20 protein-coding genes are annotated in these 23068 nt (G+C 46.9%); all 20 read left to right on the top strand.

The features are described 5' to 3' along the window. The first annotated feature begins 44 nt into the window (after positions 1–44). The gene (locus JOD02_RS01475; RefSeq protein WP_204486288.1) at positions 45–347 is read left to right on the top strand and encodes a carboxymuconolactone decarboxylase family protein; all 303 of its coding nucleotides are present in this window, start codon (positions 45–47) and stop codon (positions 345–347) included. 27 nt (positions 348–374) lie between these two features. Further along, positions 375–740 carry a dUTPase gene (locus JOD02_RS01470; RefSeq protein WP_204486286.1) on the top strand — a complete coding sequence of 122 codons (366 nt, stop codon included), beginning with the start codon at positions 375–377 and terminating at the stop codon, positions 738–740. A 134-nt stretch (positions 741–874) separates the two neighbouring features. Next, positions 875–1771, top strand: coding sequence for a dipicolinate synthase subunit DpsA (gene dpsA, locus JOD02_RS01465; protein WP_204486284.1), 897 nt, complete (start codon positions 875–877; stop codon positions 1769–1771). Between the two features lie 2 nt (positions 1772–1773). Beyond that, positions 1774–2364, top strand: a complete 591-nt coding sequence (locus JOD02_RS01460; RefSeq protein ID WP_204486283.1) for a dipicolinate synthase subunit B — start codon at positions 1774–1776, stop codon at positions 2362–2364. Between the two features lie 33 nt (positions 2365–2397). Next, complete coding sequence (gene dapG / locus JOD02_RS01455) at positions 2398–3618, top strand: aspartate kinase (protein ID WP_204486281.1); 1221 nt, start codon at positions 2398–2400, stop codon at positions 3616–3618. Positions 3619–3721: 103 nt separating this feature from the next. Then, the gene (locus JOD02_RS01450; protein ID WP_279380577.1) at positions 3722–4450 is read left to right on the top strand and encodes a ClpP family protease; all 729 of its coding nucleotides are present in this window, start codon (positions 3722–3724) and stop codon (positions 4448–4450) included. Further along, on the top strand, positions 4447–4668 hold the full coding sequence (locus JOD02_RS01445) for a YlzJ-like family protein (protein WP_204486279.1): 222 nt from the start codon (positions 4447–4449) through the stop codon (positions 4666–4668). The genes JOD02_RS01450 and JOD02_RS01445 overlap by 4 nt, the downstream gene beginning before the upstream one ends. A gap of 129 nt (positions 4669–4797) precedes the next feature. Beyond that, entirely contained in the window at positions 4798–5637 is an 840-nt protein-coding gene (locus tag JOD02_RS01440; RefSeq protein ID WP_204486278.1) for an undecaprenyl-diphosphate phosphatase, read from the top strand. A 56-nt stretch (positions 5638–5693) separates the two neighbouring features. After that, the gene (locus tag JOD02_RS01435) at positions 5694–7901 is read left to right on the top strand and encodes an FtsK/SpoIIIE family DNA translocase (RefSeq protein WP_204486276.1); all 2208 of its coding nucleotides are present in this window, start codon (positions 5694–5696) and stop codon (positions 7899–7901) included. Positions 7902–7921: 20 nt separating this feature from the next. After that, a complete protein-coding gene (rimO, locus tag JOD02_RS01430; protein ID WP_204486274.1) occupies positions 7922–9256 on the top strand; it encodes a 30S ribosomal protein S12 methylthiotransferase RimO in 1335 nt (444 codons plus the stop codon). Next, a complete protein-coding gene (gene pgsA / locus JOD02_RS01425; RefSeq protein WP_204486273.1) occupies positions 9240–9776 on the top strand; it encodes a CDP-diacylglycerol--glycerol-3-phosphate 3-phosphatidyltransferase in 537 nt (178 codons plus the stop codon). The genes rimO and pgsA overlap by 17 nt, the downstream gene beginning before the upstream one ends. Positions 9777–9792: 16 nt before the next feature. Further along, positions 9793–11028 carry a competence/damage-inducible protein A gene (locus JOD02_RS01420; protein ID WP_204486271.1) on the top strand — a complete coding sequence of 412 codons (1236 nt, stop codon included), beginning with the start codon at positions 9793–9795 and terminating at the stop codon, positions 11026–11028. 125 nt (positions 11029–11153) lie between these two features. Continuing rightward, a complete protein-coding gene (gene recA, locus JOD02_RS01415) occupies positions 11154–12179 on the top strand; it encodes a recombinase RecA (RefSeq protein WP_204486269.1) in 1026 nt (341 codons plus the stop codon). A 222-nt stretch (positions 12180–12401) separates the two neighbouring features. Further along, positions 12402–13928, top strand: coding sequence for a ribonuclease Y (gene rny / locus JOD02_RS01410; RefSeq protein WP_204486611.1), 1527 nt, complete (start codon positions 12402–12404; stop codon positions 13926–13928). Between the two features lie 127 nt (positions 13929–14055). Next, positions 14056–14316 (top strand): stage V sporulation protein S, encoded by a 261-nt coding sequence (locus tag JOD02_RS01405; protein WP_204486267.1) that lies wholly within the window; start codon positions 14056–14058, stop codon positions 14314–14316. 126 nt (positions 14317–14442) lie between these two features. After that, a complete protein-coding gene (locus JOD02_RS01400) occupies positions 14443–15390 on the top strand; it encodes a dipeptidase (protein WP_204486265.1) in 948 nt (315 codons plus the stop codon). Positions 15391–15438: 48 nt separating this feature from the next. Beyond that, positions 15439–16296 carry a PHP domain-containing protein gene (locus tag JOD02_RS01395; protein ID WP_204486263.1) on the top strand — a complete coding sequence of 286 codons (858 nt, stop codon included), beginning with the start codon at positions 15439–15441 and terminating at the stop codon, positions 16294–16296. Between the two features lie 135 nt (positions 16297–16431). Further along, the gene (locus tag JOD02_RS01390; RefSeq protein ID WP_204486261.1) at positions 16432–17628 is read left to right on the top strand and encodes a pyridoxal phosphate-dependent aminotransferase; all 1197 of its coding nucleotides are present in this window, start codon (positions 16432–16434) and stop codon (positions 17626–17628) included. Positions 17629–17796: 168 nt separating this feature from the next. Continuing rightward, positions 17797–19233, top strand: a complete 1437-nt coding sequence (gene purB, locus JOD02_RS01385) for an adenylosuccinate lyase (RefSeq protein ID WP_204486260.1) — start codon at positions 17797–17799, stop codon at positions 19231–19233. Positions 19234–19995: 762 nt separating this feature from the next. Then, positions 19996–23067: a site-specific DNA-methyltransferase gene (locus JOD02_RS01380; RefSeq protein WP_204486258.1), complete on the top strand. Its 3072-nt coding sequence runs from the start codon at positions 19996–19998 to the stop codon at positions 23065–23067. The last annotated feature ends 1 nt before the right edge of the window (position 23068 follow it).

The following is a 23068-nucleotide window of genomic DNA, read 5'->3' as shown; positions in this document are numbered from 1 at the left end:
TATAATTAGAAACAAAAATCATTAGTTAAAAGGGAGGGGATACAATGCCACTGCCGCCTTTTTTAGCGCCGGTAGGTAAAAGCGACCCTGATTTTGGGAAGGTTATCGAAGAGGTATACGCTTTATCGATGGGAGAGGGAGCCCTGGATCAAAAGACCAAGCTCTTGATTGCATTGGCTGTAGACGCCGTCCATGGAGCTGCTCAGGGTGTTACCAACATAGCCAGGCTGCTTAAGAGCATGGGCGTAACCGATGAAGAGATAAGAGAAGCACTTAGAATAGCCTATTTTGCTTCGGGAAATGCGATTTTGGCTTCGTATGCAGCGGCTTTCCCAGAAAATAAGTGAAACTCAATTTTAAGGGAGTAACAAAAGATGGACAGGCTGGAACACATATTTGAACTTCAGGCGAAGTTTGACCAGGCTTTAATTGAGAAGCGCAATCTGGGTCATATCAAACCAGAAGAGTGGATACAAAAAGAGGTGCTTGCTATAGTTTCAGAGCTCGGCGAGCTTTTAAATGAGGTCAATTTCAAGTGGTGGAAAAACCCAAAGGAAATAGACTATAATGCTGTGAAGGAAGAGCTGGTGGATATACTTCACTTTTTTATCAGTATGTGTATAAAGGTAGGGATGACTGCTGATGACCTGTACCAGGCATACCTTATAAAAAACCAGGAGAACTTTGCTCGGCAAGAGGGTAGATCTAAAAAGACCGGTTACGAATGGGAGGCTGAATAGCCTCCATTTTTTTATTCCGTAGTACACTCAAAAAGTGTATATGGTGGTATATCCGTAAAAACTTTTCAATAGGCTATCTTGCACTATATTTCACGTTGTTTCATACAATGTATTACCGGAAAGGAGGCGGTTAAATGGCTGGCAATCAGATTGTACTTACATTTATAGGCGGCGACGCCAGGCAAATTGAAGCCATGAACATGGCAGTCAAGGAAGGTTTTATTGTAAAAGCAATGGGGTTTAAGGACATCCCCAGCGATAGCATAAAGGTATACAACAATTTAGAAGACGACTGCTTTATCTGTCACGCCCTTATACTCCCTATACCATATAAAAACAAGTACGGCTATATAAACATACCATCTGACCCGCAGTCCATAATTCTCGAACAGGTCATGAAAAAGGTGGAACCACCCACCATTATCATCTTGGGTAAAGCTGACCATGATATAAAAAAGCAGGCTGAAGAAAAGAACATACGCTTTTTTGACATCCTGGAGGAAGAATCCTTTGCCATACTCAATGCCATCCCAACTGCCGAAGGCGCTATCCAACGTGCCATGGAGAAAACCGATATAACCCTTCATGGAGCAAATGTGCTGGTATTGGGTTATGGAAGGATTGGAAGGTGTCTGGCCAGGATGCTAAAAGGCATAGGAGCGAGGGTAACGGTAGAGGCGCGAAAGCCAGAAGACCTGGCTTGGATATACGAAAACGGTTACAACGGCGTTCATCTCGATGATCTGGATTCCGTCTTGAGTTCACAACAGGTAATATTCAATACAATTCCACATCTCGTACTCACTCGTGAGAGGCTTAAAAAGGTGGATAAGGATGCTGTAATCATCGACCTCGCTTCAGCTCCGGGTGGTACTGACTTTGAAGCCGCAAAGGAATTTGGCATAAGGGCTTATCTTGAACTCAGCCTTCCAGGCATAGTTGCACCCAAAACTGCCGGAAGAATAGTGTATCAGGTGATAAAAGAATTGATAGAAAGGTCTCAAAAACTCGGTATAATAAGGGGGTTGTAGGCATGAAGCTTAAAGGCTTGAAAATAGGTTTTTGCGTTACAGGGTCTTTCTGCACATTTGACAAGGTGCTCATTGCGCTACAAAAAATAGTCGACGAAGGCGCTGAAGTGTATCCCATCTTCTCATATGCCGTCGCGTCGACAGATACGCGATTTACCGCAGCCGCCGATTTCAGGCAAAAGGTAGAAACCATTACCGGGCGTAAAGCCATTACAAATATAGTTGACGCCGAACCCATAGGTCCCAAAAAGCTGTTGGATGTGGTGGTTATAGCGCCCTGTACGGGTAATACCCTAGCTAAGCTGGTCAACGGTATTACCGATACGCCAGTGCTGATGGCTGCCAAGGCGCACCTTCGCAACCAAAGGCCGGTAGTTATAGCCATATCCACCAACGACGCTCTAGGTAACAATGCTAAAAACTTAGGTCAAATCATGAACATAAAGAACATATACTTGGTTCCTTTTTATCAGGACGACCCATACAACAAACCCAATTCTTTAATTGCCGATATGGATAAAATAATAGATACCATACTACTTGCGCTTGAAGGAAAGCAGATTCAACCGGTACTTCTTGAGAAGAAAGAATAGAAATACGATCAAAATATGGGGGGGAATAAAAAAATGAAGGTTATAGTACAAAAATTTGGAGGTACCTCTGTAGCTACCCCCGATGTGCGAGCCAAAGCCGTCCAAAAGGTGATAAATGCAAGGAAGAGCGGTTATCATCCTGTGGTGGTGGTATCGGCCATGGGACGCAATGGAGCGCCCTATGCCACCGATACACTCATAGCTCTTGCAAAAAATGAGCACGTAGATACTCATCCCAGGGAATTAGACCTGCTCATGTCCTGCGGCGAAATCATATCCAGCGTCATTATGGTAAACGCTTTAAGGGCAAAGGGATACGAGGCTGTGGCATTGACAGGAGGGCAGGCGGGCATTATTACCGATAATAACTTCGGTAGCGCCAACATATTGAGGATAAACCCCGACAGAATATACATGTACCTTGAGATGGGTAAAATACCCGTTGTAGCAGGATTTCAGGGTGTTACCGAGGGCGGTGACATAACTACCCTTGGAAGGGGTGGCAGCGACACCACAGCTGCCGCACTCGGTAAAGCTCTTTCCGCTTCCTTTGTGGAGATATACACTGACGTAGACGGAATCATGACAGCTGACCCCAGGCTGGTACCAAACGCTACTGTGCTAAAGCACCTGACCTATTCCGAGGTTTTCCAAATGGCCGACCAAGGCGCCAAAGTAATTCATCCTAAAGCCGTCGAAATAGCCATGAGCTGCAGCATACCGCTCATCATCAAAAACATCAACGGCAATGGACCGGGCACCATAGTTTCATCATATGATGAGGGCAACTACGCTCAAGATACGGAGTATGACCCCAATCAGGTAGTCACCAGCATATCTCATATGCTCAACAGGACACAGGTCTTAATAGAGAACGTAAATCCCGAGTTCCAAAATATCATCTTAAGTCGGCTGGCTGAGAATGGTATAAGCATTGACCTCATCAATGTATTCCCGGATAAGATGATATTCACTATAGACGGCAATGATGCAGACAAGGCCAAAAGCATCTTTGAACCACTCATGTGTCGGTATTCCATGATACACAACTGCAGCAAGATATCGGCCATAGGCAACAGAATGAGAGGCGTTCCAGGGGTGATGGCCAGGGTCCTAAAGGCCTTGGTCAAAAACCAGATACAAGTGCTTCAAACCGCCGATTCCCATACCACCATTTCCTGCCTTATAAAAGGAGAAGATACCGCAAAAGCATTGATGGCGTTACATGACGAATTTAAATTGCATGCTCGATGAGCCTTAATTAAAGGCTCATTTTTTATGCTTGTTTAGGAAATACTACCCTTATGAAAAAGGCAATTTCAATTGGTGGATTACTTATTTGCTTATGGAGGGTGCCATGTTTAACCAAAATGAAAAACCCACAACAGAATACGCTGATGAAAGAGAGCCTTTTATATATCCTCAGGCAGGCAATATAAAGGAATTTGGGACTGTATCGGGGCCGCTGGAATTGAACAGCGATATTCACTGCCTGACCATCATAGGCCAAATAGAGGGGCATATAGCGTTACCACCTCAAAACAAAACCACAAAGTATGAACACGTCATCCCCCAGCTGGTTGCAATAGAGGAAAGCAAAAACATCAAGGGGTTACTGCTCATTTTAAATACCGTAGGGGGAGACGTGGAAGCCGGCTTGGCAATAGCTGAAATGATAAGCACAATGTCCAAACCCACGGTATCCCTGGTCTTAGGGGGAGGACACAGCATAGGTGTGCCCTTGGCTGTCAGCGCCAACTGCTCTTTCATCGCCCCCAGCGCTACCATGACTATTCACCCCATACGCATGACCGGACTGGTGGTAGGGATACCTCAGACCTATGAATACTTAAACAGGATGCAAGACAGGGTAGTGGACTTCATTGTGCGCCACTCGAGGATCACGAAAGAAAAGCTGAATGAGTTGCTTGTAGGGACGGGTGGGCTATCGAGCGATGTGGGAACGGTGCTCATTGGTGAAGAAGCGGTGCGATGCGGAATAATAGACTATGTGGGGGGCGTTAAAGAAGCCATGTCAAAGCTCAGAGAGTTGATATCCCAAAGCCAAGGGGGAGATATGCATTGATACTGCACACCATCGTCCCTCTCCAATTCGTATTTGGCAACTTTACGGGCCAAATATCTGATGCCCGCATTATAGAATGGAATAACGTAAAGCTAGAGGTGTTGCCCGCCGGGGAACAAAAGTATCAAATCAACCGAATATTGAGCACCAATCCGTTTGATTATTTAAACCCCAAGCTGCAGCCAGGAACCCTAATACGGCTTGAACCTAAAATATAGCATTTCTACTCTTGTAAAGCCCAGGTAAACGAATGCCTGGGCTTGTTCATTATTAAATCCATATGGCATTCTTGTTTGAAGAGTGATATAATGATAACGTTCATTAATTGAGTAGGGGAGGCGAATTTGTTGAGCCTTTTGTACGCAATCTTTCTTGGAATACTGCAAGGGCTTACAGAGTTTTTGCCAATAAGCAGTTCAGGACACCTGGTTATAGCGCAGGAGGTTTTCAAGATTGAAGGTGCAAGCCTGGCTTTTGATGTAATACTCCATGTGGGCACCTTAGTGGCAGTACTTATATATTACTGGAGGGATGTTTTAAGTCTCATAAGCGAATTTTTTGTACTGATAGGAGATTACATAAGGGGCAAAAATCCCAAACTGCTCGATCATTCAAGGCCTTATAGGGTTCTTATGGTCATGATAATAATAGCCACCATACCCACCGCTCTCATCGGAATAATTTTCAATGACTTGTTTTCTAGGCTGTTTGAAACTGCTGATTTTGTTGGCTTTGAACTTATTGTTACCGGCATACTATTGTGGATAGCCAACGGTATAGTGGGCGGCAGAAAAGACTTAAAGAACATGACCCCTCTAGATGCGGTAACCGTTGGCCTCATGCAGGGGCTGGCCATCACCCCCGGTATATCGCGTTCGGGGGCCACCATCTTTGGAGGGCTTATCAGGGGCTTAAGCCGTGAGCTGGCCACGCGCTTCTCGTTTCTGCTGTCTATCCCCGCAATATTGGGAGCGGTAGTGTTGGAAGGCAAGGACGCTTTCGAGAGTGCATCAGCCATACATGAAGTTATGCCGGTACTGGCAGGCTTTTTGGCTGCGGCTGTGTCAGGGTATCTAGCCATTCATCTCTTGATCTCGGCATTGCAAAAAAAGAAGCTCAACTATTTTTCTTATTATTGCTGGGGACTGGGCATCCTGACCATTATATATACGTGGTTTGTGGCGTAAAAGGTAGCAGGAATTACAAGGGATGGTGTAGAATATTAATACAAGGGTGATTTCGAATGTCGAAGAAGAAAGAAAGGAGCTCAAAAAGCGATAGCCGAATATACCATGAAGTGATAGGAGTATTGCTGATTGGGGTAGGCCTTTTTGCGCTTATAAGCATATATACCAATCAGGCGGGCATTGTGGGTAAATACCTCAAGCAGATGGTCATGGGGTTATTTGGCCTTGTCGGGTACGCCATCCCGCTCCTGCTGGTTATATCCGGTATGCTAACCATACTGGCTTATCGCAAGAGGGTAAACAAGCTAAAGCTTTTGCTCATTGTCCTTACCGTGGTATTTGTAATGTCAATCACTCATATATCGTACTTTAGCCATTTTGATTGGACCAGTATAACAACTTTTGTACATTCGTCCTACATTAAAGGGCAAGAGGTTAAAGGTAGTGGGGCATTGCTGGCTCCCTTTGCGTTTGCTATATACAAGCTGTTTGGCCTGGCAGGCAGCTACGTGCTTTTAGGCGCTTTTGTGGTCATCAACCTGCTGCTGCTGACCAACTTGTCGCTTAGGGACATGGGGCATAACATATACAGCTCTATAAAACCGGTGCTTCATAAGCGGTGTAAGCCCTTTGTAGGGAAAACCATACCTGTTGAGGAATTTAAGAAAAAGAATGGTGAAGACCTGCGTCCGCTCAATGTAGCATTTGAACAAAAAAACGAGGCACTACCGCTTACAAGGCAGAGGGCGAAAAAGCGGGAAGGCAAGGATGGAAATCAGCAACAGGAAGCACAGCCCCAGAATGCTCGCCTAGAAGCGCTGCAGAAAGAGGGGTACATAATCCCTCCACTGGACTTGCTAAAGTTGCCCCCTGCCAGCTCCAATGATAGGGAACAGGACAAAATAGCCGAGAGCAATGCCAAATTGCTTGAGGAGACTTTAAGCAGCTTTGGTGTCAGTGCAAAGGTTACGCAGATAAGCCGAGGGCCAGTCATCACCAGGTATGAGCTTCAGCCCGCTCCGGGGGTAAAGGTGAGCAGGATCGTCAGCCTGGCCGATGACATAGCGCTCAACCTGGCGGCTCCATCGGTACGAATAGAAGCCCCCATCCCGGGTAAAGCAGCTGTTGGGATTGAGGTACCCAATCGGGATGTCTCACCCGTTTTATTGAGGGAAGTGCTGGGCTCAGAGGAGTTCATCTTTCACCCTTCCAAGTTGGCGGTGGCTTTGGGCAAGGACATAGCCGGTAAAAACATCATTGCCGATATTGCCAGGATGCCCCACCTGCTTATAGCCGGAGCCACAGGATCTGGTAAAAGCGTGTGTATAAACACCATTATAGTAAGCATACTCTACAAGGCTTCGCCTCGAGAGGTTAAATTCATCATGGTGGACCCGAAGGTTGTGGAGCTTAACCACTATAACGGCATTCCACACCTGCTAATACCGGTTGTGACCAATCCCAAAAAAGCGGCCGGAGCTCTCAATTGGGCGGTACAGGAGATGGTATCGCGCTACAACCTGTTTGCCGATGCCGGGGTAAAGGATATAGAAGGTTACAACAGCATTGTGGAAAGCGAGGATGAACGCCTGCCACAGATAGTGGTAATCATAGATGAGCTTGCTGACCTGATGATGGTTTCACCTTCTGAAGTGGAAGATGCCATATGCCGCCTGGCACAAATGGCGCGGGCTGCAGGAATCCATCTGGTGATTGCCACGCAAAGGCCATCAGTGGACGTTATTACCGGGCTTATAAAGGCGAACATCCCATCGCGTATCGCTTTTGCGGTTTCTTCACAGGTTGATTCAAGGACTATACTGGACATGAACGGGGCTGAGAAACTGTTGGGGCGTGGCGACATGCTGTTTTATCCGGTGGGCGTCAATAAACCCATAAGGGTTCAAGGATGTTTCATTTCAGAGAAAGAGGTAAAAGCGGTTGTTGAGTACATTAAGAGCCAAAATGGCGCTCCTCTCTATGATGCTGACGCCATGGAGAAGGTCGAGGAGGATGATGGGAAATCGCATAACTTAGGCGAGCATGACGAGTTGTTGCCTGAGGCCATAGAAATTGTCATAGAAGCCGGACAAGCATCTATTTCTATGTTGCAAAGGCGGCTGCGCATAGGCTATGCACGTGCAGCCCGGCTTATAGATGAAATGGAGGCACGGGGAATAGTGAGCGGTTTTGAAGGCAGTAAGCCCCGAAGCGTTCTCATAACCCGCGAAGAATTTGAAAGGCTGTACAAGGATGCAAAATAGGAGGTTGCGTATTCTACCCAATGAAGATAGGAATGGTCTCTCTTGGATGCGACAAAAACAGGGTTGATGCGGAGGTCATGCTGGGGTTGCTTTCTCAGGCTGGCCATACCATCGTCAATAAACCCGAAGAAGCAGATGTCATAATTGTTAATACTTGCGGCTTTATCGACCCGGCTAAAGAGGAGTCGGTAGAAACCATACTGGAGTATGTGGAGTACAAAAAGGCTGGGAAATGCAGGTTGCTGGTTGTGACGGGATGTCTGGCACAGCGCTATTCAAAGGAGCTGATGGATGAGATACCCGAAGTGGATGCAGTCATAGGCACCGGGCGTTTTAACGAGATTGTGGATGTAATAAATCAGTGCGAGTTAAAGCATGAACGCTTGATGGCTGTGAACAAGCCCAAATTTCCCAACGTTAAAGGCATAGTCAGGGTGCTTACCACCCCATCCTACACGGCTTACCTTAAAATATCTGAAGGGTGTAGCAACTGCTGTACCTATTGCGTCATACCACAGCTCAGAGGTCCTCATGTTAGCCGTCCTATGGATGAGGTGTTGGAGGAAGCCCAAGCCCTTGTGGACAGGGGTGTAAAGGAGATAATACTGGTTGGACAGGATTTGACTAGATACGGTCAAGACCTGGAAGGAGACGTGTCGCTGGCAAAACTGCTTAAAGAGCTGGTTAAAATCCCTGAGCTGGTGTGGATTAGGCTGCTTTATTGTTACCCTGACCGGGTGAGCGATGACCTCATCAATGCCATAGCTTCAGAGGAAAAGGTGTGCAATTACATCGATATCCCCCTACAGCACATCAATCCTAAAATACTCAAGAAAATGAATCGTCCAGCTGATCCACGGCAAATTCGGAGCCTTCTTATAAAGTTGAGGGAAAGAATACCCGACATAATCATTCGTACTTCCCTAATCGTGGGATTTCCTGGTGAGGGAGAACAGGAGTTCAAGGACTTGATCGAATTTGTAGAAGAATCGCAGTTTAGCAGGGTGGGGGTGTTCACATATTCAAGAGAAGAGGGAACGCCAGCTGCCAACTTCCCTGAACAGGTGGACGAAAAAACAAAAGAGGCTCGAAGGGATATTTTGATGAGCATACAGCAGAAAATATCCAAGAGGCTTAACCGCAAAAGAATCGGTCAGGAGTGCAAGGTGCTCATAGAAGGCACAAGCTCCGAAGGCATTTATTTTGGCAGGTCGTACGGCGAAGCACCAGAGATAGACGGCCAAGTATTTGTGATGAGCAACAGAAAACTTAAAGCCGGCGACTTTGTCGAGGTCAAGATAACCAAGGCTTACGAATATGATTTATTGGGGGAAGACTATGAATCTAGCAAATAAGATAACCGTTATTAGAATATTGTTAGTACCCATATTTATGGCTTTATTGCTTGCCGACTTTCCTTACAGCAACGTTGTAGCAGCGCTCATATTTATCGTGGCAGCCAGTACCGATACGGTGGACGGGTATATTGCCCGAAAAAGAAACGAGGTCACCAATTTTGGTAAGTTTATTGACCCTCTCGCAGATAAGATACTGGTAACAGCAGCTCTAGTCATACTTGTGGAGATGGGCAAGATATCCTCGGTAGTGGCCATCATAATAATAACCAGGGAGTTTATAATCACCGGTTTTAGGGTGTTGGCTGCTTCAGAGGGAATAGTCATAGCGGCAAGTTGGTGGGGCAAGGCCAAAACCATCACTCAAATAGTGGCAATAGTGGCCATCATGCTTGACAATATACCCTTTAAATGGATAGGTTTTCCATTTGATAGGGTAGCGCTGGCACTTGCTGTGGCCATCACCATCATATCGGGCATAGATTACATTTACAAGAATATTCATATACTCAACCAATAAAAGGAGATGGGGATGTATGGATGCTGAAATCATTGCGGTGGGCAGCGAGCTTTTGCTTGGCCAGATCGCAAACACCAATGCCCAATACATTTCACAGCGCCTCTCGTCGGTGGGCATAAACGTTTACTATCACACGGTAGTGGGGGATAACAGAAGTCGCCTGCTACAAGCACTGGAGATTGCCTGCAAGCGTGCCAACCTCATAATCACCACCGGTGGGCTAGGACCTACCATGGATGACCTGACAAAGGAGACCATTGCCGAATTTCTAGGGATAGAGCTGGTGCTACATCAGCCAAGTGCCCAAGCAATACGTGAGTTCTTTGCAAAACGAGGTAGAACCATGACCGAAAACAACCTAAAGCAGGCCATGTTTCCAAAGGAGGCCATCATTCTCCCCAATGATGTGGGGACAGCTCCAGGGGCCATTATCGAAAAGGATGGCAGGACGTTTATCATGTTGCCAGGTCCCCCTTATGAGATGCAGCCCATGTTTGAAAACCACGTACTGCCATATTTAGCTCAAAAGGAAGACCAAAAGATATTTTCAAGGGTCCTCAGGATATACGGCATTGGAGAATCAGCGGTAGAAGAGATGATAAAAGACCTGCTTGAAAGCCAGACCAATCCCACCATTGCGCCTTTAGCGGCATATGGTGAAGTGACGCTGAGGCTGACGGTCAAGTGCCACCGTTCCCAAGACCCGCTTGAATTTATTAAACCACTTGAAGATGAGATACGTAAGCGCCTGGGGCAGGCAGTATACGGCGTGGATGATGACCGCTTGGAAACGGTAGTGGCCAGGCTGCTCAAAGAAAAGGGGTTGACCTTAGCGGTGGCTGAATCCTGCACAGGTGGCCTGATAAGCAACCTGCTCACCGATGTACCGGGAATTTCGGAAAATCTAATTGAGACATGCGTCACTTATAGCAACCAGGCTAAGATGAACAGATTAGGAGTAAAACCCGAAACGTTAGAGGTTTATGGCGCTGTAAGCCCACAGACAGCGCAAGAAATGGCTGAAGGAATTGCCAAGACCAGTGGAGCTGATATAGGTCTTGCTGTAACAGGCATAGCAGGGCCCAGCGGTGGAAGCCCTGAAAAGCCTGTTGGGCTTGTGTATATTGCCATCGCCATGAATGGACAGGTGGAGGTAAAGCGCTTCCAAAATCAGGGCGACAGAAAACGCATCAAGCTCTCTACTGCCAATACAGCACTGGACCTGCTACGCCGAAAATTGCTGGAGCTTTAAGATGACGTGGGCTTTTAATGCTTGACCCTCTCTATAGATTGGATTATAATTGAATTAAGAACGTGTGTTCGAGAAAATAACAGAGAGGCAGGTGAATACCTGGCTCAAAAGCCGGGTTTGAAGAAATGGATAAAGCAAAAGCGCTTGAGCTGGCTATCAGCCAGATAGAAAGGCAGTTTGGCAAAGGGTCGATCATGAAGCTGGGTCAGTCCAGCCACATGAACGTGGAAGTAATATCGACAGGCGTGTTGGACCTGGATATTGCGCTAGGGGTTGGTGGATTGCCGAGGGGTAGGGTGGTGGAAATATTCGGCCCTGAATCCTCGGGTAAGACAACGGTGGCACTGCACGTTATTGCCGAGGCTCAAAAAGCCGGCGGCATAGCAGCGTTTGTAGATGCCGAAAATGCGCTGGACCCTCAATATGCCAAGAATCTTGGCGTCGATATAGATAATCTACTGGTTTCGCAGCCTGATACCGGAGAACAGGCCCTTGAGATCACCGAAGCCCTTGTACGCAGTGGGGCTGTTGACGTGATTGTCGTCGACTCGGTGGCGGCTCTGGTTCCGCGAGCCGAACTGGAGGGTGAAATGGGCGATTCATATGTTGGGCTGCAGGCCAGGTTGATGTCACAGGCGCTGCGCAAGCTGTCAGGTGCCATAAACAAATCCCGAACAGTGGCTATTTTTATAAACCAATTGAGAGAAAAGGTGGGCGTAACGTTTGGTAACCCTGAAACCACGCCGGGTGGGAGGGCACTCAAGTTTTACGCTTCAGTACGCCTGGATGTACGCCGCGTGGACACCATAAAGCAGGGATCTGAAACCATAGGCAGCCGTACCCGGGTAAAAGTGGTGAAGAACAAGGTAGCTCCTCCTTTTAAAGAGGCGGAGTTTGACATCATATATGGACAAGGCATATCCCGGGAGGGCAGCATCTTAGACTTGGCGTGTTCTATCAATATTGTTAACAAGAGCGGCGCCTGGTATTCGTACGGTGATATAAAACTTGGACAAGGAAAAGAAAATGCCAGACAGTTTCTTAAGGAGAATCCCCACATAGCTGCCGAGATTGAACAGAAGATACGCGAGGAGTTTAAACTGGGACGAGTTGCAGGAGCTTCTGCTTCCAGTGAAGACTTAATAGAATAAGGATGGCAATATAAGGATTTACGGAGCTTCAATGGTTGACATGCATCAGTAAAAGATATACAATTAAATAAGCGGTTTATAACCCATGATAGACCCTGTTGATATCCGTATATTTCCCCAATGCCCGCTGGGATGCACGGGATGAAGCAGTGGTTTGGTACCGACAGCGCTCCATTGAAGTAGTGAGGAGGTGTCCATTAATCCGTGCTAGAAGTACTACTAATGGGTCTTGCCCTGGTAGTAGTAGCCATTGGAGCGGGCGTCCTGGGATACAATTACCGAAAGCGGATTGTGGAGGAAAAGATAGGTGATGCCGAAGAGGCCGCCAGAAAGATCGTGGAGGAGGCTAAAAAGCAGGCCGAAGCCTTAAAAAAGGAAGCTTTGCTGGAAGCGAAAGAAGAGATTCACAGGCTGAGAAGTGAATTTGAAAGGGAGAGCCGTGAAAGGCGGAATGAAATCCAAAGAATAGAACGCAGGCTCCAGCAAAAGGAGGAGAGCCTTGACAGGAGAGCCGAGGTCCTGGAACAAAAAGAGCAAAACCTAAACAATATGCAGAAAGAAATTCAGAAGATGCGCGAAGAGGTAGAGGAGCTGTACAAGCGCCAGGTAAGCGAACTTGAGCGCATCGCACAGCTTACCCAGGACCAGGCTCGAGAAATCCTATTGGGAAATGTGGAGAAGGAGCTTACCCATGAGATAGCTGTGAAAATTCGAGAGTATGAGAACAGGCTGAAAGAGGAGGTTGATAAAAAGGCTCGCGATATAATATCTCTTGCCATCCAGAAGTTTGCCGCTGATCATGTAGCAGAATCCACCGTTTCAGTTGTGGAGCTTCCCAACGATGAGATGAAGGGCAGAATTATCGGGCGAGAAGGACGTAATATCCGTACTTTAGAGACATTGACGGGTATTGACCTGATAATCGATGATACTCCAGAGGCTGTCATTTTGTCAGGATTTGACCCCATAAGGAGGGAAGTAGCCCGAATCGCCCTTGAAAAGCTCATACTGGATGGGAGGATACATCCTGCACGTATAGAAGAGATGGTAGAAAAAGCTAAAAAAGAAGTAGAAAACCAGATACGTGAAGCGGGCGAGCAGGCTATATTCGAAGTGGGTGTGCACGGTATCCATCCGGAGCTGGTCAGATTGCTAGGCAAGTTAAAATACAGGACCAGTTACGGTCAAAACGTTTTAAAACACTCTATTGAAGTAGCTCACCTGGCGGGTGTAATGGCGGCCGAGTTAGGGGCCGACCAAAAGCTTGCCAAACGTGCTGGACTGCTGCATGATATAGGAAAAGCGGTGGACCACGAGGTGGAAGGTTCTCATACTCAAATCGGAGCCGAACTGGCTAAGAGGTACCGCGAAAGCGCCGATGTGGTGCATGCCATAATGGCTCACCACGGCGATATAGAACCCAATACTGTCGAAGCGATACTTGTACAGGCGGCCGATGCTATATCTGCGGCAAGGCCGGGAGCCAGGAGGGAAACTCTGGAGGCCTATATCAAGCGATTAGAAAAGCTTGAGGAGATTGCCAATTCTTTCGCAGGAGTAGAAAAATCCTTTGCAATCCAAGCAGGACGCGAAATCAGGATTATAGTAAAGCCTGATAAGGTAAGCGATGACCAGGCGCTCTTAATGGCTAGAGAAATAGTGAAGCGTATAGAAAAAGAGCTGGAATATCCAGGGCAGATAAAGGTTAACGTTATCAGAGAGACTAGAGCTGTTGAATACGCAAAATAAGGTGTGACGCACGTCACACCTTTTTAAATAAAATTTGATACCCAAAAGAAGGATTTTTCTAATAAATGTAGAATATACAAAATACGGAAATATTCAAAACAAAAAATAAGCAATAGGGGGTCAAGTCATGGAAGTATTAAAGGTGTCAGCTAAATCCAATCCTAACGCTGTTGCAGGGGCGTTAGCAGGCGTTTTACGTGAGAGGGGGTCAGCAGAACTTCAAGCAATAGGGGCAGGGGCCATCAACCAAGCTGTAAAAGCAGTAGCTATTGCAAGAGGTTTTGTAGCACCCAGCGGTATAGACCTGATATGCATCCCCGCCTTTACCGATGTCATAATCGACGGAGAAGAGAGAACAGCTATAAAACTAATTGTTGAACCTCGATAAAACCTACCGCAAGGTAGGTTTTATTTTTGCTGTAGACTTACAGCGGGCACCATATTCACATATACTAAAAAAGTGGAGGGCCCGTTTTTTGTATTATATTAATTATTTGGGGGTTTAGCAAGGGATATGCACAGACAATTCTTTGTGATAGACGGCCATTGTGATACATTAAGCAAGCTGGATGACATAAACAACCTGGAATACCGGAGCAATAATCATGTATCCTTATCAGGGCTTTATAAAGGTAAGGTGGCTATCCAGTTCTTTGCAGCGTGGATAGACCCCTCTTCTCCTGGCAGCTGCTTGCATAGGGAGTTACAGCTTATCAAGAGGTATAAACGAATGCTCGATAGATATGCTGCTCATTTCTGCCCTGTGCTGTGCCTGGCCGATGCAGAAGATGCGTTTAATGTAGGCAAGATTGGTACCTTGTTAACGGTGGAAGGTGGAGACGTGCTGGAAGGAAGACTTTCTAATCTGGAAACGCTTTATAACGCAGGGGTCCGGCTTTTAACCCTTACCTGGAATCGCAGTAACCAGATAGCAGGTGCTGCAATGGATGACCAGAAAAGGTATGGTCTCACCTCTTTTGGCATAGAAGTTGTAAAAAGGATGAACGCGTTAGGAATGATTATAGATATATCGCACGCATCCGAAGAGGCCTTCTGGGATGTAATAGAGGTTTCCGAGCAGCCGGTTATAGCCTCGCATTCAAATGCTAAAGCAATATGTCCACACCCTCGAAATCTGGATGATGGGCAGATTAGGGCTATTGCAGCTAAAGGAGGGGTTGTAGGCATAAACTTTTATCCGCTTTTTTTGAGCAAAACAGGGGATGCTGGGATCATTGACATAATAAAGCACATAGAACATATCGCTGGAGTGGCTGGAACAGATTGTGTAGCCTTTGGTTCGGACTTCGATGGCATTGAAGCCCTTCCTCAAGGGATAGAAGGTCCCCAGAGTTTTCCTGATATAATAGAAGAAATGCTTAAACTAAACTATAGTGAGGAAGATGTAAAAAAGATATGCCATAATAACTTTTTGCGCGTAATGGAGAAGGTATTGAAGTAGCATACTACATTATCATCGAGAAAAGAGAGGAACAAAGGAGTGCGTATGATGACTTTTAACTTTGATGCTCAGAGCAAAAAAGGATGCTTTGCAGACCTGCATACCCATACCACAGCCTCTGATGGACTTCTCACCCCTTCGCAGCTTGTGATGGAGGCACTAAGGGTGGGCCTTAAGGCAATAGGCATTACCGACCATGATTCTACCGACGGCTTAAACCAGGCTATGGAAGAGGGACAACGGCTGGGAATCCAAGTCATACCGGGGGTAGAGCTCAATACCCAGGTAGATGACGAAGAAATCCACATCCTGGGCTATTACATACATCATGACCTTCCCTGGTTTCAGGATATGCTCGAAACCATCCGCCATTCCAGGTGGACAAGGGCTAGAAAGATGGTTGAAAATTTAAGGAGGATGTACAATTTAAATATATCCTTTGAAGAGGTTGAGCAGGAAGTCACCGACGGTGCCCCTGGAAGGCCGCACATCGCCCGTGCACTGGTTAAAAAGGGCATAGTAAAGGATGTTGCCGAGGCCTTTGAAAAGTACATTGGAACTGATTGCCCTGCCTACGAACCCAGGTATCGCTTAACTCTTGAAGAGGGCATCAAGGCCATCAAGGATGCCGGTGGGGTGCCGGTGCTGGCACACCCTGGCTTGCTCAAAGACCAAAAGTACACCATGATGGCCATAGAACTTGGAATCCAGGGCATCGAAGCCATTCACAGCAAACACACCCCAGAACAGTGCGAGTATTACAGTATCCTGGCTACCAAACACGGCCTTGTCGTAACAGCTGGCAGTGATTACCACGGCGAAGAGGGTGAGGATATGCCTAAGCTGGGCGATGTAAAAATTTGCTGCAGCGTGATAGAACAGCTCAAAAACCTTGCAAAAAAGTGATATATGTATCACAATCTTGCTGGTTTTGAAACAAAATTATGAATAAAACCATAGACGATAATGCAAATTCATGATATAATACATTGCAAAATGATAGATCGATTATTTAATCTTTCATTTAGGGAGGAATACAAATTGAGGCTGTCTGTCAAAGGTTCTTCCATTTCTGAATCTCTTACGCTGGCTATAGATGCCAAGGCAAAAAAAATGAAATCTGAAGGGATGGATGTTGTAGGGTTTGGAGCAGGTGAGCCGGATTTTGATACTCCGTCCTTCATCAGAGAAGCAGCAAAAGAGGCGCTGGATCGTGGCATGACCCGGTATACACCCGTGGCAGGAATTGCCCAGCTTAAAGAAGCCATATGCCGCAAATTCAAAGAGGATAATGGTCTAGACTATAAGCCGAACCAAATAATAGTATCAAACGGCGCTAAACACTCGCTCTACAACGCTTTTCAGGCAATACTGAACCCAGGAGATGAGGTCATTATACCATCACCTTATTGGCTGAGTTATCCCGAACTTGTTAAGCTTTCTGACGGCGTGCCGGTTTTCGTGGAGACCAGAGAAGAAGACGACTTCAAGCTGAGGCCAGAGGATTTTAAAAAGGCCATTACGTCTAAAACCAAGGCTTTGGTTTTGAACAGCCCGAACAATCCTTGTGGCTGCGTATATGACCGCAATGAACTTGAAGCCATAGCTGAAATAGCGGTAGAGAATCAGATATTTGTGGTCTCAGATGAGGTATACGAAGCGATGGTGTACGATGGCGCACAGCATATAAGCATCGCTTCTCTGGGGCCCGAGATAAAAGATTTGACCATCGTGGTAAACGGCGTATCAAAAACTTATGCCATGACAGGATGGAGGATAGGGTACGCAGCCGCCCATGAGGATGTGGTAAAGATAATGTCTAACGTCCAGAGCCATACCACTTCCAATCCTAACTCCATAGCCCAGTATGCAAGCCTTGCTGCTTTAACCGGGCCTAAGGACGAGGTCAAGGCCATGGTAGCTGAGTTCGATAAAAGAAGAAGGTTTATGGTCGAGAGGATCAATTCCATACCTGGCTTGTCTTGCAGGACTCCAAAGGGTGCATTTTATGTGATGATGAACATAAGCGAGGTGATAGGTAAAACCTATAAGGGTAGGCGCATAGAGGGCTCCCTTTCCTTTGCCGATGCATTGCTGGATGCCCAGATGGTAGCGGTAGTACCCGGTATAGCCTTTGGAGCAGACAACTTCGTGAGGCTGTCATATGCCGTATCTTTGGATAATATAAAGAAGGGACTGGACAGAATAGAGGCTTTTATTAAGGAGCTGGAAAGATAAAGTGGAAGGAGGTTAGCCTCCTTCTTTTTTCATTATTCAAAGGTGTGAACTGCATACACCAGCGCTTCATCCTTACGTTGATATTTACTTTGTTATTTTTATATGGTATTATATTGAATAAAACATAAAAAAACCAAAAAAATAATTCGGAATGAAGGGGTATATTCTATGGAATCGCACCAAGTATATCAAAATCCGCTTATCACTAGATACGCTTCAAAAGAGATGCTTGAGAACTTCTCAGATGATAAGAAGTTCAGGACATGGCGCAGGCTGTGGATAGCATTGGCCGAAGCCCAGAAAGAATTGGGGCTCAACATCACGCAGGAACAGATAGACGAGATGAAGGCTTATCAGAACTGCATCAATTATGACGTGGCACAGCGCAAAGAGAAAGAAGTGCGTCACGACGTCATGGCCCATGTCCATGCCTACGGTGAGCAATGCCCCCAAGCAAAGCCCATAATACACCTTGGCGCTACCAGCTGTTATGTAACCGATAATACTGATATACTCATAATGATGGATGGGCTCAAAATCATAAAGAGCAAGCTTTTGACCTGTATGCACTACTTATCCGAGTTTGCCCTAAAGTACAAGGATATGCCAACGCTGGGTTACACGCATTTTCAACCGGCCCAGCTCACAACGGTAGGGAAGAGGGCATGCCTGTGGCTTCAGGACCTTATGCTTGACATGGAAGAATGGGAGCAGGTATGGAGCAGCATACGGCTTCGCGGCGTTAAAGGTACCACAGGTACACAGGCCAGCTTTCTTACGCTGTTTGAGGGCGACCATGAAAAAGTAAAGCTGCTGGAAAAGAAAGTCCTTGAAAAAATGGGGTTTGACCGTGCCTATCCGGTTACCGGCCAAACATATCCAAGGAAACTTGACAGCAGGATACTGAACTTGTTGAGCTCTATAGCCCAAAGCGCATACAAGTTTGGAAATGACCTGCGCTTGCTACAAAGCCTGAAAGAGCTGGAAGAGCCGTTTGGCGAAAAACAGATAGGGTCATCGGCCATGGCGTATAAACGGAACCCTATGAAGGCAGAAAGGATGTGCTCTCTGGCAAGATATGTCATGATAAATGCCTTAAACGCGCCTATGACCGCTTCTACACAGTGGCTTGAAAGAACGCTGGATGACTCGGCCAACAGGCGTATAGTCATAGCTGAATGCTTCCTAGCTGTGGACGCAATACTCAACATCTATATCAACATAGTTAGCGGCCTAGTGGTGTATCCAAAGGTCATCGAGAAGAGGATCATGGAGGAGCTGCCGTTTATGGCCACCGAATACATTCTAATGGAAGCTGTAAAGAGGGGTGGGGATCGCCAAGAGCTGCATGAGAAGATCAGGCAGTATTCCATGGAAGCGGCAAAGAGGGTGAAAGCCTTTGGTGAGGATAACAACCTCCTAGAGCTCATTGCCAATGACCCTGCCTTCAAATTGAGTAGGGAAGAGATACAGCATATAATGGACCCGCATAACTTCGTGGGAAGAGCACCTCAACAGGTGGAAGAGTTCATCTCGGAATATATAACTCCTATACTGGAGCGCAATAAGGAATTGATTAGAGGGAAGGTAGAAGTTGAGGTATGACCGCTGAAAATTTAAAAGCCATCAGAAACTGATAAAAAAGGAAAGGAGTGGTTTTTCTCACTCCTTTCCTTTTTGGCAGGGGAGGCAGGACTCGAACCCGCAACCAACGGTTTTGGAGACCCCCTCCCGCCCACGTCAGCTGCTCGCCCCCCGACCCCTTGCTTTAAGCGGCTTCCAGCCACTGGAAGGATTTACCTTCATGCTTTAGCCGTTACCTTTTCTTGTACCACAGTGCCTATCTGAATCGTTACCAATGATATCCAGCTTTAGGATGGCATTCCGTACAAAAACCGCTGTAAAGCCACGACCGCCTCTATACCCCTTCCTCCGTTGGTGATAATAATTATACATCAACAGAGAAAAGTATACAAGTCTATTTGACAAAGTTAGACAAGGGATTGCACAAGTTGCTGTTCTTCATTCTATTCTTTGGAAGGAAATTGGATATCGATGTAGAATATTATAACGAGCATATTGGTAACGACGATGTTACAGCTATAAATGGAAATGGTAATAGTTAAAGGCCTGATGTGGTTTCTTCCCCGAGAGAGTAAGGGGAAAAACATAGGGGGGTAAGTAAGACACGTATTGGTAATGCAGCCATCCTATTGGTCTTGATAATGACTATTGAGGGTAAGGCTACGGGCAGGATGCTTTGAAAATCGTCTAAATAGGTTTTCGTTGTGCCCATCATCCCGGGCCTGGTGGAGAAAGGCCGGGAGAAGTCAAGAAAAGGAAGAAGGAAAGGCAAGGTGAACAGCGATGAGCACTCCTCAGACAAAATTCCAACAACTTCTGCGTGAGCTATTTCAATTTGATTGCGCTGACCTGGATTTTGGCATCTATCGCATCATGAACTTCAAGCGGGCAATCATCGAGCGCTTTATCTCCGAGGACCTGCCGCGCTTGGTGAACGATGAGCTAAACAAGGGGGCACTGGCTGCGCAAAGTCAAGCTACACAAGAGCTGGATGCTGCCCGGAAAAAGGTGCTGGAAGCGCTGGGCGAAGATGCCCTCGATGCTGATGGCAACTTAGCCGAGAAATACCGTGAGACAAAGGCAGGAAGAGAATATCTTGTTGCGCAGGAACGGGCTAGATACGCAAAGGGCCGTCATGCTCTGGAGACGGCTATCTACAACCATCTTTATTCCTTTTTCAGCCGCTACTGGCAGGACGGCGACTTCATTTCCAAGCGTCGTTACTCCAAAAAGGAACGCTATGCCATTCCCTACAATGGTGAGGAAGTCTATCTCTACTGGGCCAACCATGACCAGTATTACGTCAAGACCGGTGAGTACTTCACCGATTATACCTGGAAGGCGCCCAATGGTGTAACTGTACACTTCAAACTTAAGGCTGCCGACGTGGAACAGAACAACATCAAGGGCGAGAGGCGCTTCTTTCTGCCAAGACTAGACGAAATCACCTGGGACGCCAACGCCAGCACCCTCACCATTCCCTTCGAGTTCCGCCCGCTCACCCAGGAAGAGCAGAGCACCTACGGTCAGAGGAACCAGCAGGAGGCTATTATTGCCGAAGCACTGGAGAAGATCCCAAAACGTCTGCCCAAGAACGCCCCTGAGGCTTTGGCAGCACTGATTGCCGAAAAGCGCCGCACCGACGGGACGGCAGTAACCCTGCTGGAACACCACCTGCGACAGTACACTCGGCGCAACACCAGCGACTTTTTCATCCACAAGGACCTGAAGGGCTTCTTATCGCGCGAACTGGACTTTTACCTGAAGAACGAGGTGCTCAACTTGGAGGAGATGGAAGCCGCGGGCGAGGGGCTGGCCGAGGGTTGGTTCCAACTCATGCGTCTGATCAAGCGCATCGGCCTAATCATCATTGAGTTCCTGGCACAGATTGAAAACTTCCAGAAGATGCTCTGGGAGAAGAAGAAATTCATCACCGAGACTTTTTACATCATCACTGTAGGCAACATTCCCGAGACGTTCTATCCTGAGATCGCCGAAAACGAGGCACAGTGGGAGGAGTGGGAGAAGATTTTGGCCATTGATACCCTGCCGGAAGATCTGTTTTCTGGCAACTGGCGAACTCCCGAAGGTCGTATCGCATTTCTCAAAGCACACCCTTCCCTACCGCTGGATACCCGCCACTTTTCGCCAGACTTCACCGACCGCCTGCTGGCGAGTTTTGACAATTTGGACGAAATGACTGACGGCCTCTTGGTACACTCCGAAAACTGGCAGGCGCTCAACCTGCTCCAAGAGAAGTACCGTAAGCGGGTGAAGTGTGTGTACATAGATCCGCCTTTCAATTCACCCTCAACGGAAATTCTGTACAAAAATGACTACCCACATTCTACTTGGTTGACACTAATGCACAACAGAATTGAAATTACCCAGCACTATCTCGATGACGGTGTTTACGTTATTGCGATTGATGAGAACGAACAAGAAAGATTAGGAATGTTACTTAGAAGCACTTGGTTATCAAGTTACAAGATAGTGTGTGTTTCAATACGTCACAATCCAAGGGGAATTCAGGGTAAAAACTTCTCTTACTGCCACGAGTATGCCTACTTTATTTATCCCTCAGATGAAAAAAAGTACATCGGAGAAGCGGAACGGGAAGAAACCGATGTCCGTAACTTGCGTGATAGTGGAACCGAATCCGATAGAGCAGATGCAAGAAATTGCTTTTATCCAATAATTGTTATGAATGGACAGATAGTTGGTTTTGGTGAAGTGGCTGAAGACACTTATCATCCTAAAGGAAGCAATGAGAGATTACCTGATGGACGAATATTAGTTTGGCCTATTGATACAAGGGGTCGGGAGAAGAAATGGAGATATGCTCGCCAATCAGTAGAACAGATTCTCGATAAACTTGAAGTGCGTAAGATACGAGGAAAATACGAGATTTATTTCGCAAAAGAGGCGGGGACAGTACGAACTATCTGGGAGAGTGCTAAGTTTGATGCAAGTGAATATGGCACCAAGATTCTCCAGCAAATATTCGGCACAAGGGAAATAGGTTTTTCTTTCCCTAAATCGCTGTATACACTCATTGAGACAATCCGCATTACTACTAACAAAAAAGATGATCTAGTCCTCGACTACTTCGCCGGCTCCGGCACCACCGGCCACGCCGTCATTAACCTCAATCGCGAGGACGGCGGGCGGCGCAAGTTCATCCTGGTGGAGATGGCGGATTACTTTGATACCGTTCTACTGCCGCGCTTAAAGAAAGTCACCTTCTCCCCGGAGTGGAAGGACGGCAAGCCTAAACGCATGGCTACGGCAGAAGAAGCCGAGCGGGGTCCGCGTATCATCAAGGTAATACGCCTGGAATCCTACGAAGACGCCCTCAACAATCTATTACCCTTCGACGAAAGCGGTGGGCAGGTAGCAATGCAGTTCGAGGACTACTTGCTCAAGTACATGCTTCGGTGGGAGACGCGCAAAAGCGAAACCATGCTGAATGTGGAAAAACTCAGCAAGCCCTTTGACTACTGCTTGCACATTTACTGCGATGGCGAGACTCGTGTTAAAAAAGTGGACCTTCCCGAGACCTTCAACTATCTCATCGGGCTGGACGTGGCAAAGCGGGAGGTGCTAGACGATAACGGTCGTTACTACCTGGTTTATCGCGGCATGACGCGCGAGGGCAAGCGCACCGTGGTCATCTGGCGCGAAACCGCAGGCTGGACAGAGGAAGATTACAAACGCGACCGCGACTTTGTGACCAAGCATAAACTCACTGAGGATGCAGACATCATCTATGTCAACGGCGATTCGCTCATCCCCGGCGCGCAGGCGCTGGAAGGTGTGTTCAAGGCAAAAATGTTTGCAGGCGTGGAGGGATAGG

Source organism: Caldicoprobacter guelmensis, assembly GCF_016908415.1.
Taxonomy (GTDB): domain Bacteria; phylum Bacillota; class Clostridia; order Caldicoprobacterales; family Caldicoprobacteraceae; genus Caldicoprobacter; species Caldicoprobacter guelmensis.
The sequence above is the reverse complement of the archived record's forward strand: the minus strand, read 5'-3'. Positions and strand labels throughout refer to the sequence as shown.

Bases quoted from the DNA above. Each gene is read 5' to 3' on its own strand.
- rny (WP_204486611.1), top strand. From the start codon at position 12,402: ATGGGTCTTGCCCTGGTAGTAGTAGCCATTGGAGCGGGCGTCCTGGGA.
- JOD02_RS01380 (WP_204486258.1), top strand. From the start codon at position 19,996: ATGAGCACTCCTCAGACAAAATTCCAACAACTTCTGCGTGAGCTATTT.
- purB (WP_204486260.1), top strand. From the start codon at position 17,797: ATGGAATCGCACCAAGTATATCAAAATCCGCTTATCACTAGATACGCT.
- dpsA (WP_204486284.1), top strand. From the start codon at position 875: ATGGCTGGCAATCAGATTGTACTTACATTTATAGGCGGCGACGCCAGG.
- rimO (WP_204486274.1), top strand. From the start codon at position 7,922: ATGAAGATAGGAATGGTCTCTCTTGGATGCGACAAAAACAGGGTTGAT.
- JOD02_RS01420 (WP_204486271.1), top strand. From the start codon at position 9,793: ATGGATGCTGAAATCATTGCGGTGGGCAGCGAGCTTTTGCTTGGCCAG.
- JOD02_RS01460 (WP_204486283.1), top strand. From the start codon at position 1,774: ATGAAGCTTAAAGGCTTGAAAATAGGTTTTTGCGTTACAGGGTCTTTC.
- JOD02_RS01475 (WP_204486288.1), top strand. From the start codon at position 45: ATGCCACTGCCGCCTTTTTTAGCGCCGGTAGGTAAAAGCGACCCTGAT.
- pgsA (WP_204486273.1), top strand. From the start codon at position 9,240: ATGAATCTAGCAAATAAGATAACCGTTATTAGAATATTGTTAGTACCC.
- JOD02_RS01400 (WP_204486265.1), top strand. From the start codon at position 14,443: ATGCACAGACAATTCTTTGTGATAGACGGCCATTGTGATACATTAAGC.
- JOD02_RS01435 (WP_204486276.1), top strand. From the start codon at position 5,694: ATGTCGAAGAAGAAAGAAAGGAGCTCAAAAAGCGATAGCCGAATATAC.
- JOD02_RS01405 (WP_204486267.1), top strand. From the start codon at position 14,056: ATGGAAGTATTAAAGGTGTCAGCTAAATCCAATCCTAACGCTGTTGCA.
- JOD02_RS01450 (WP_279380577.1), top strand. From the start codon at position 3,722: ATGTTTAACCAAAATGAAAAACCCACAACAGAATACGCTGATGAAAGA.
- dapG (WP_204486281.1), top strand. From the start codon at position 2,398: ATGAAGGTTATAGTACAAAAATTTGGAGGTACCTCTGTAGCTACCCCC.
- JOD02_RS01395 (WP_204486263.1), top strand. From the start codon at position 15,439: ATGACTTTTAACTTTGATGCTCAGAGCAAAAAAGGATGCTTTGCAGAC.
- recA (WP_204486269.1), top strand. From the start codon at position 11,154: ATGGATAAAGCAAAAGCGCTTGAGCTGGCTATCAGCCAGATAGAAAGG.
- JOD02_RS01470 (WP_204486286.1), top strand. From the start codon at position 375: ATGGACAGGCTGGAACACATATTTGAACTTCAGGCGAAGTTTGACCAG.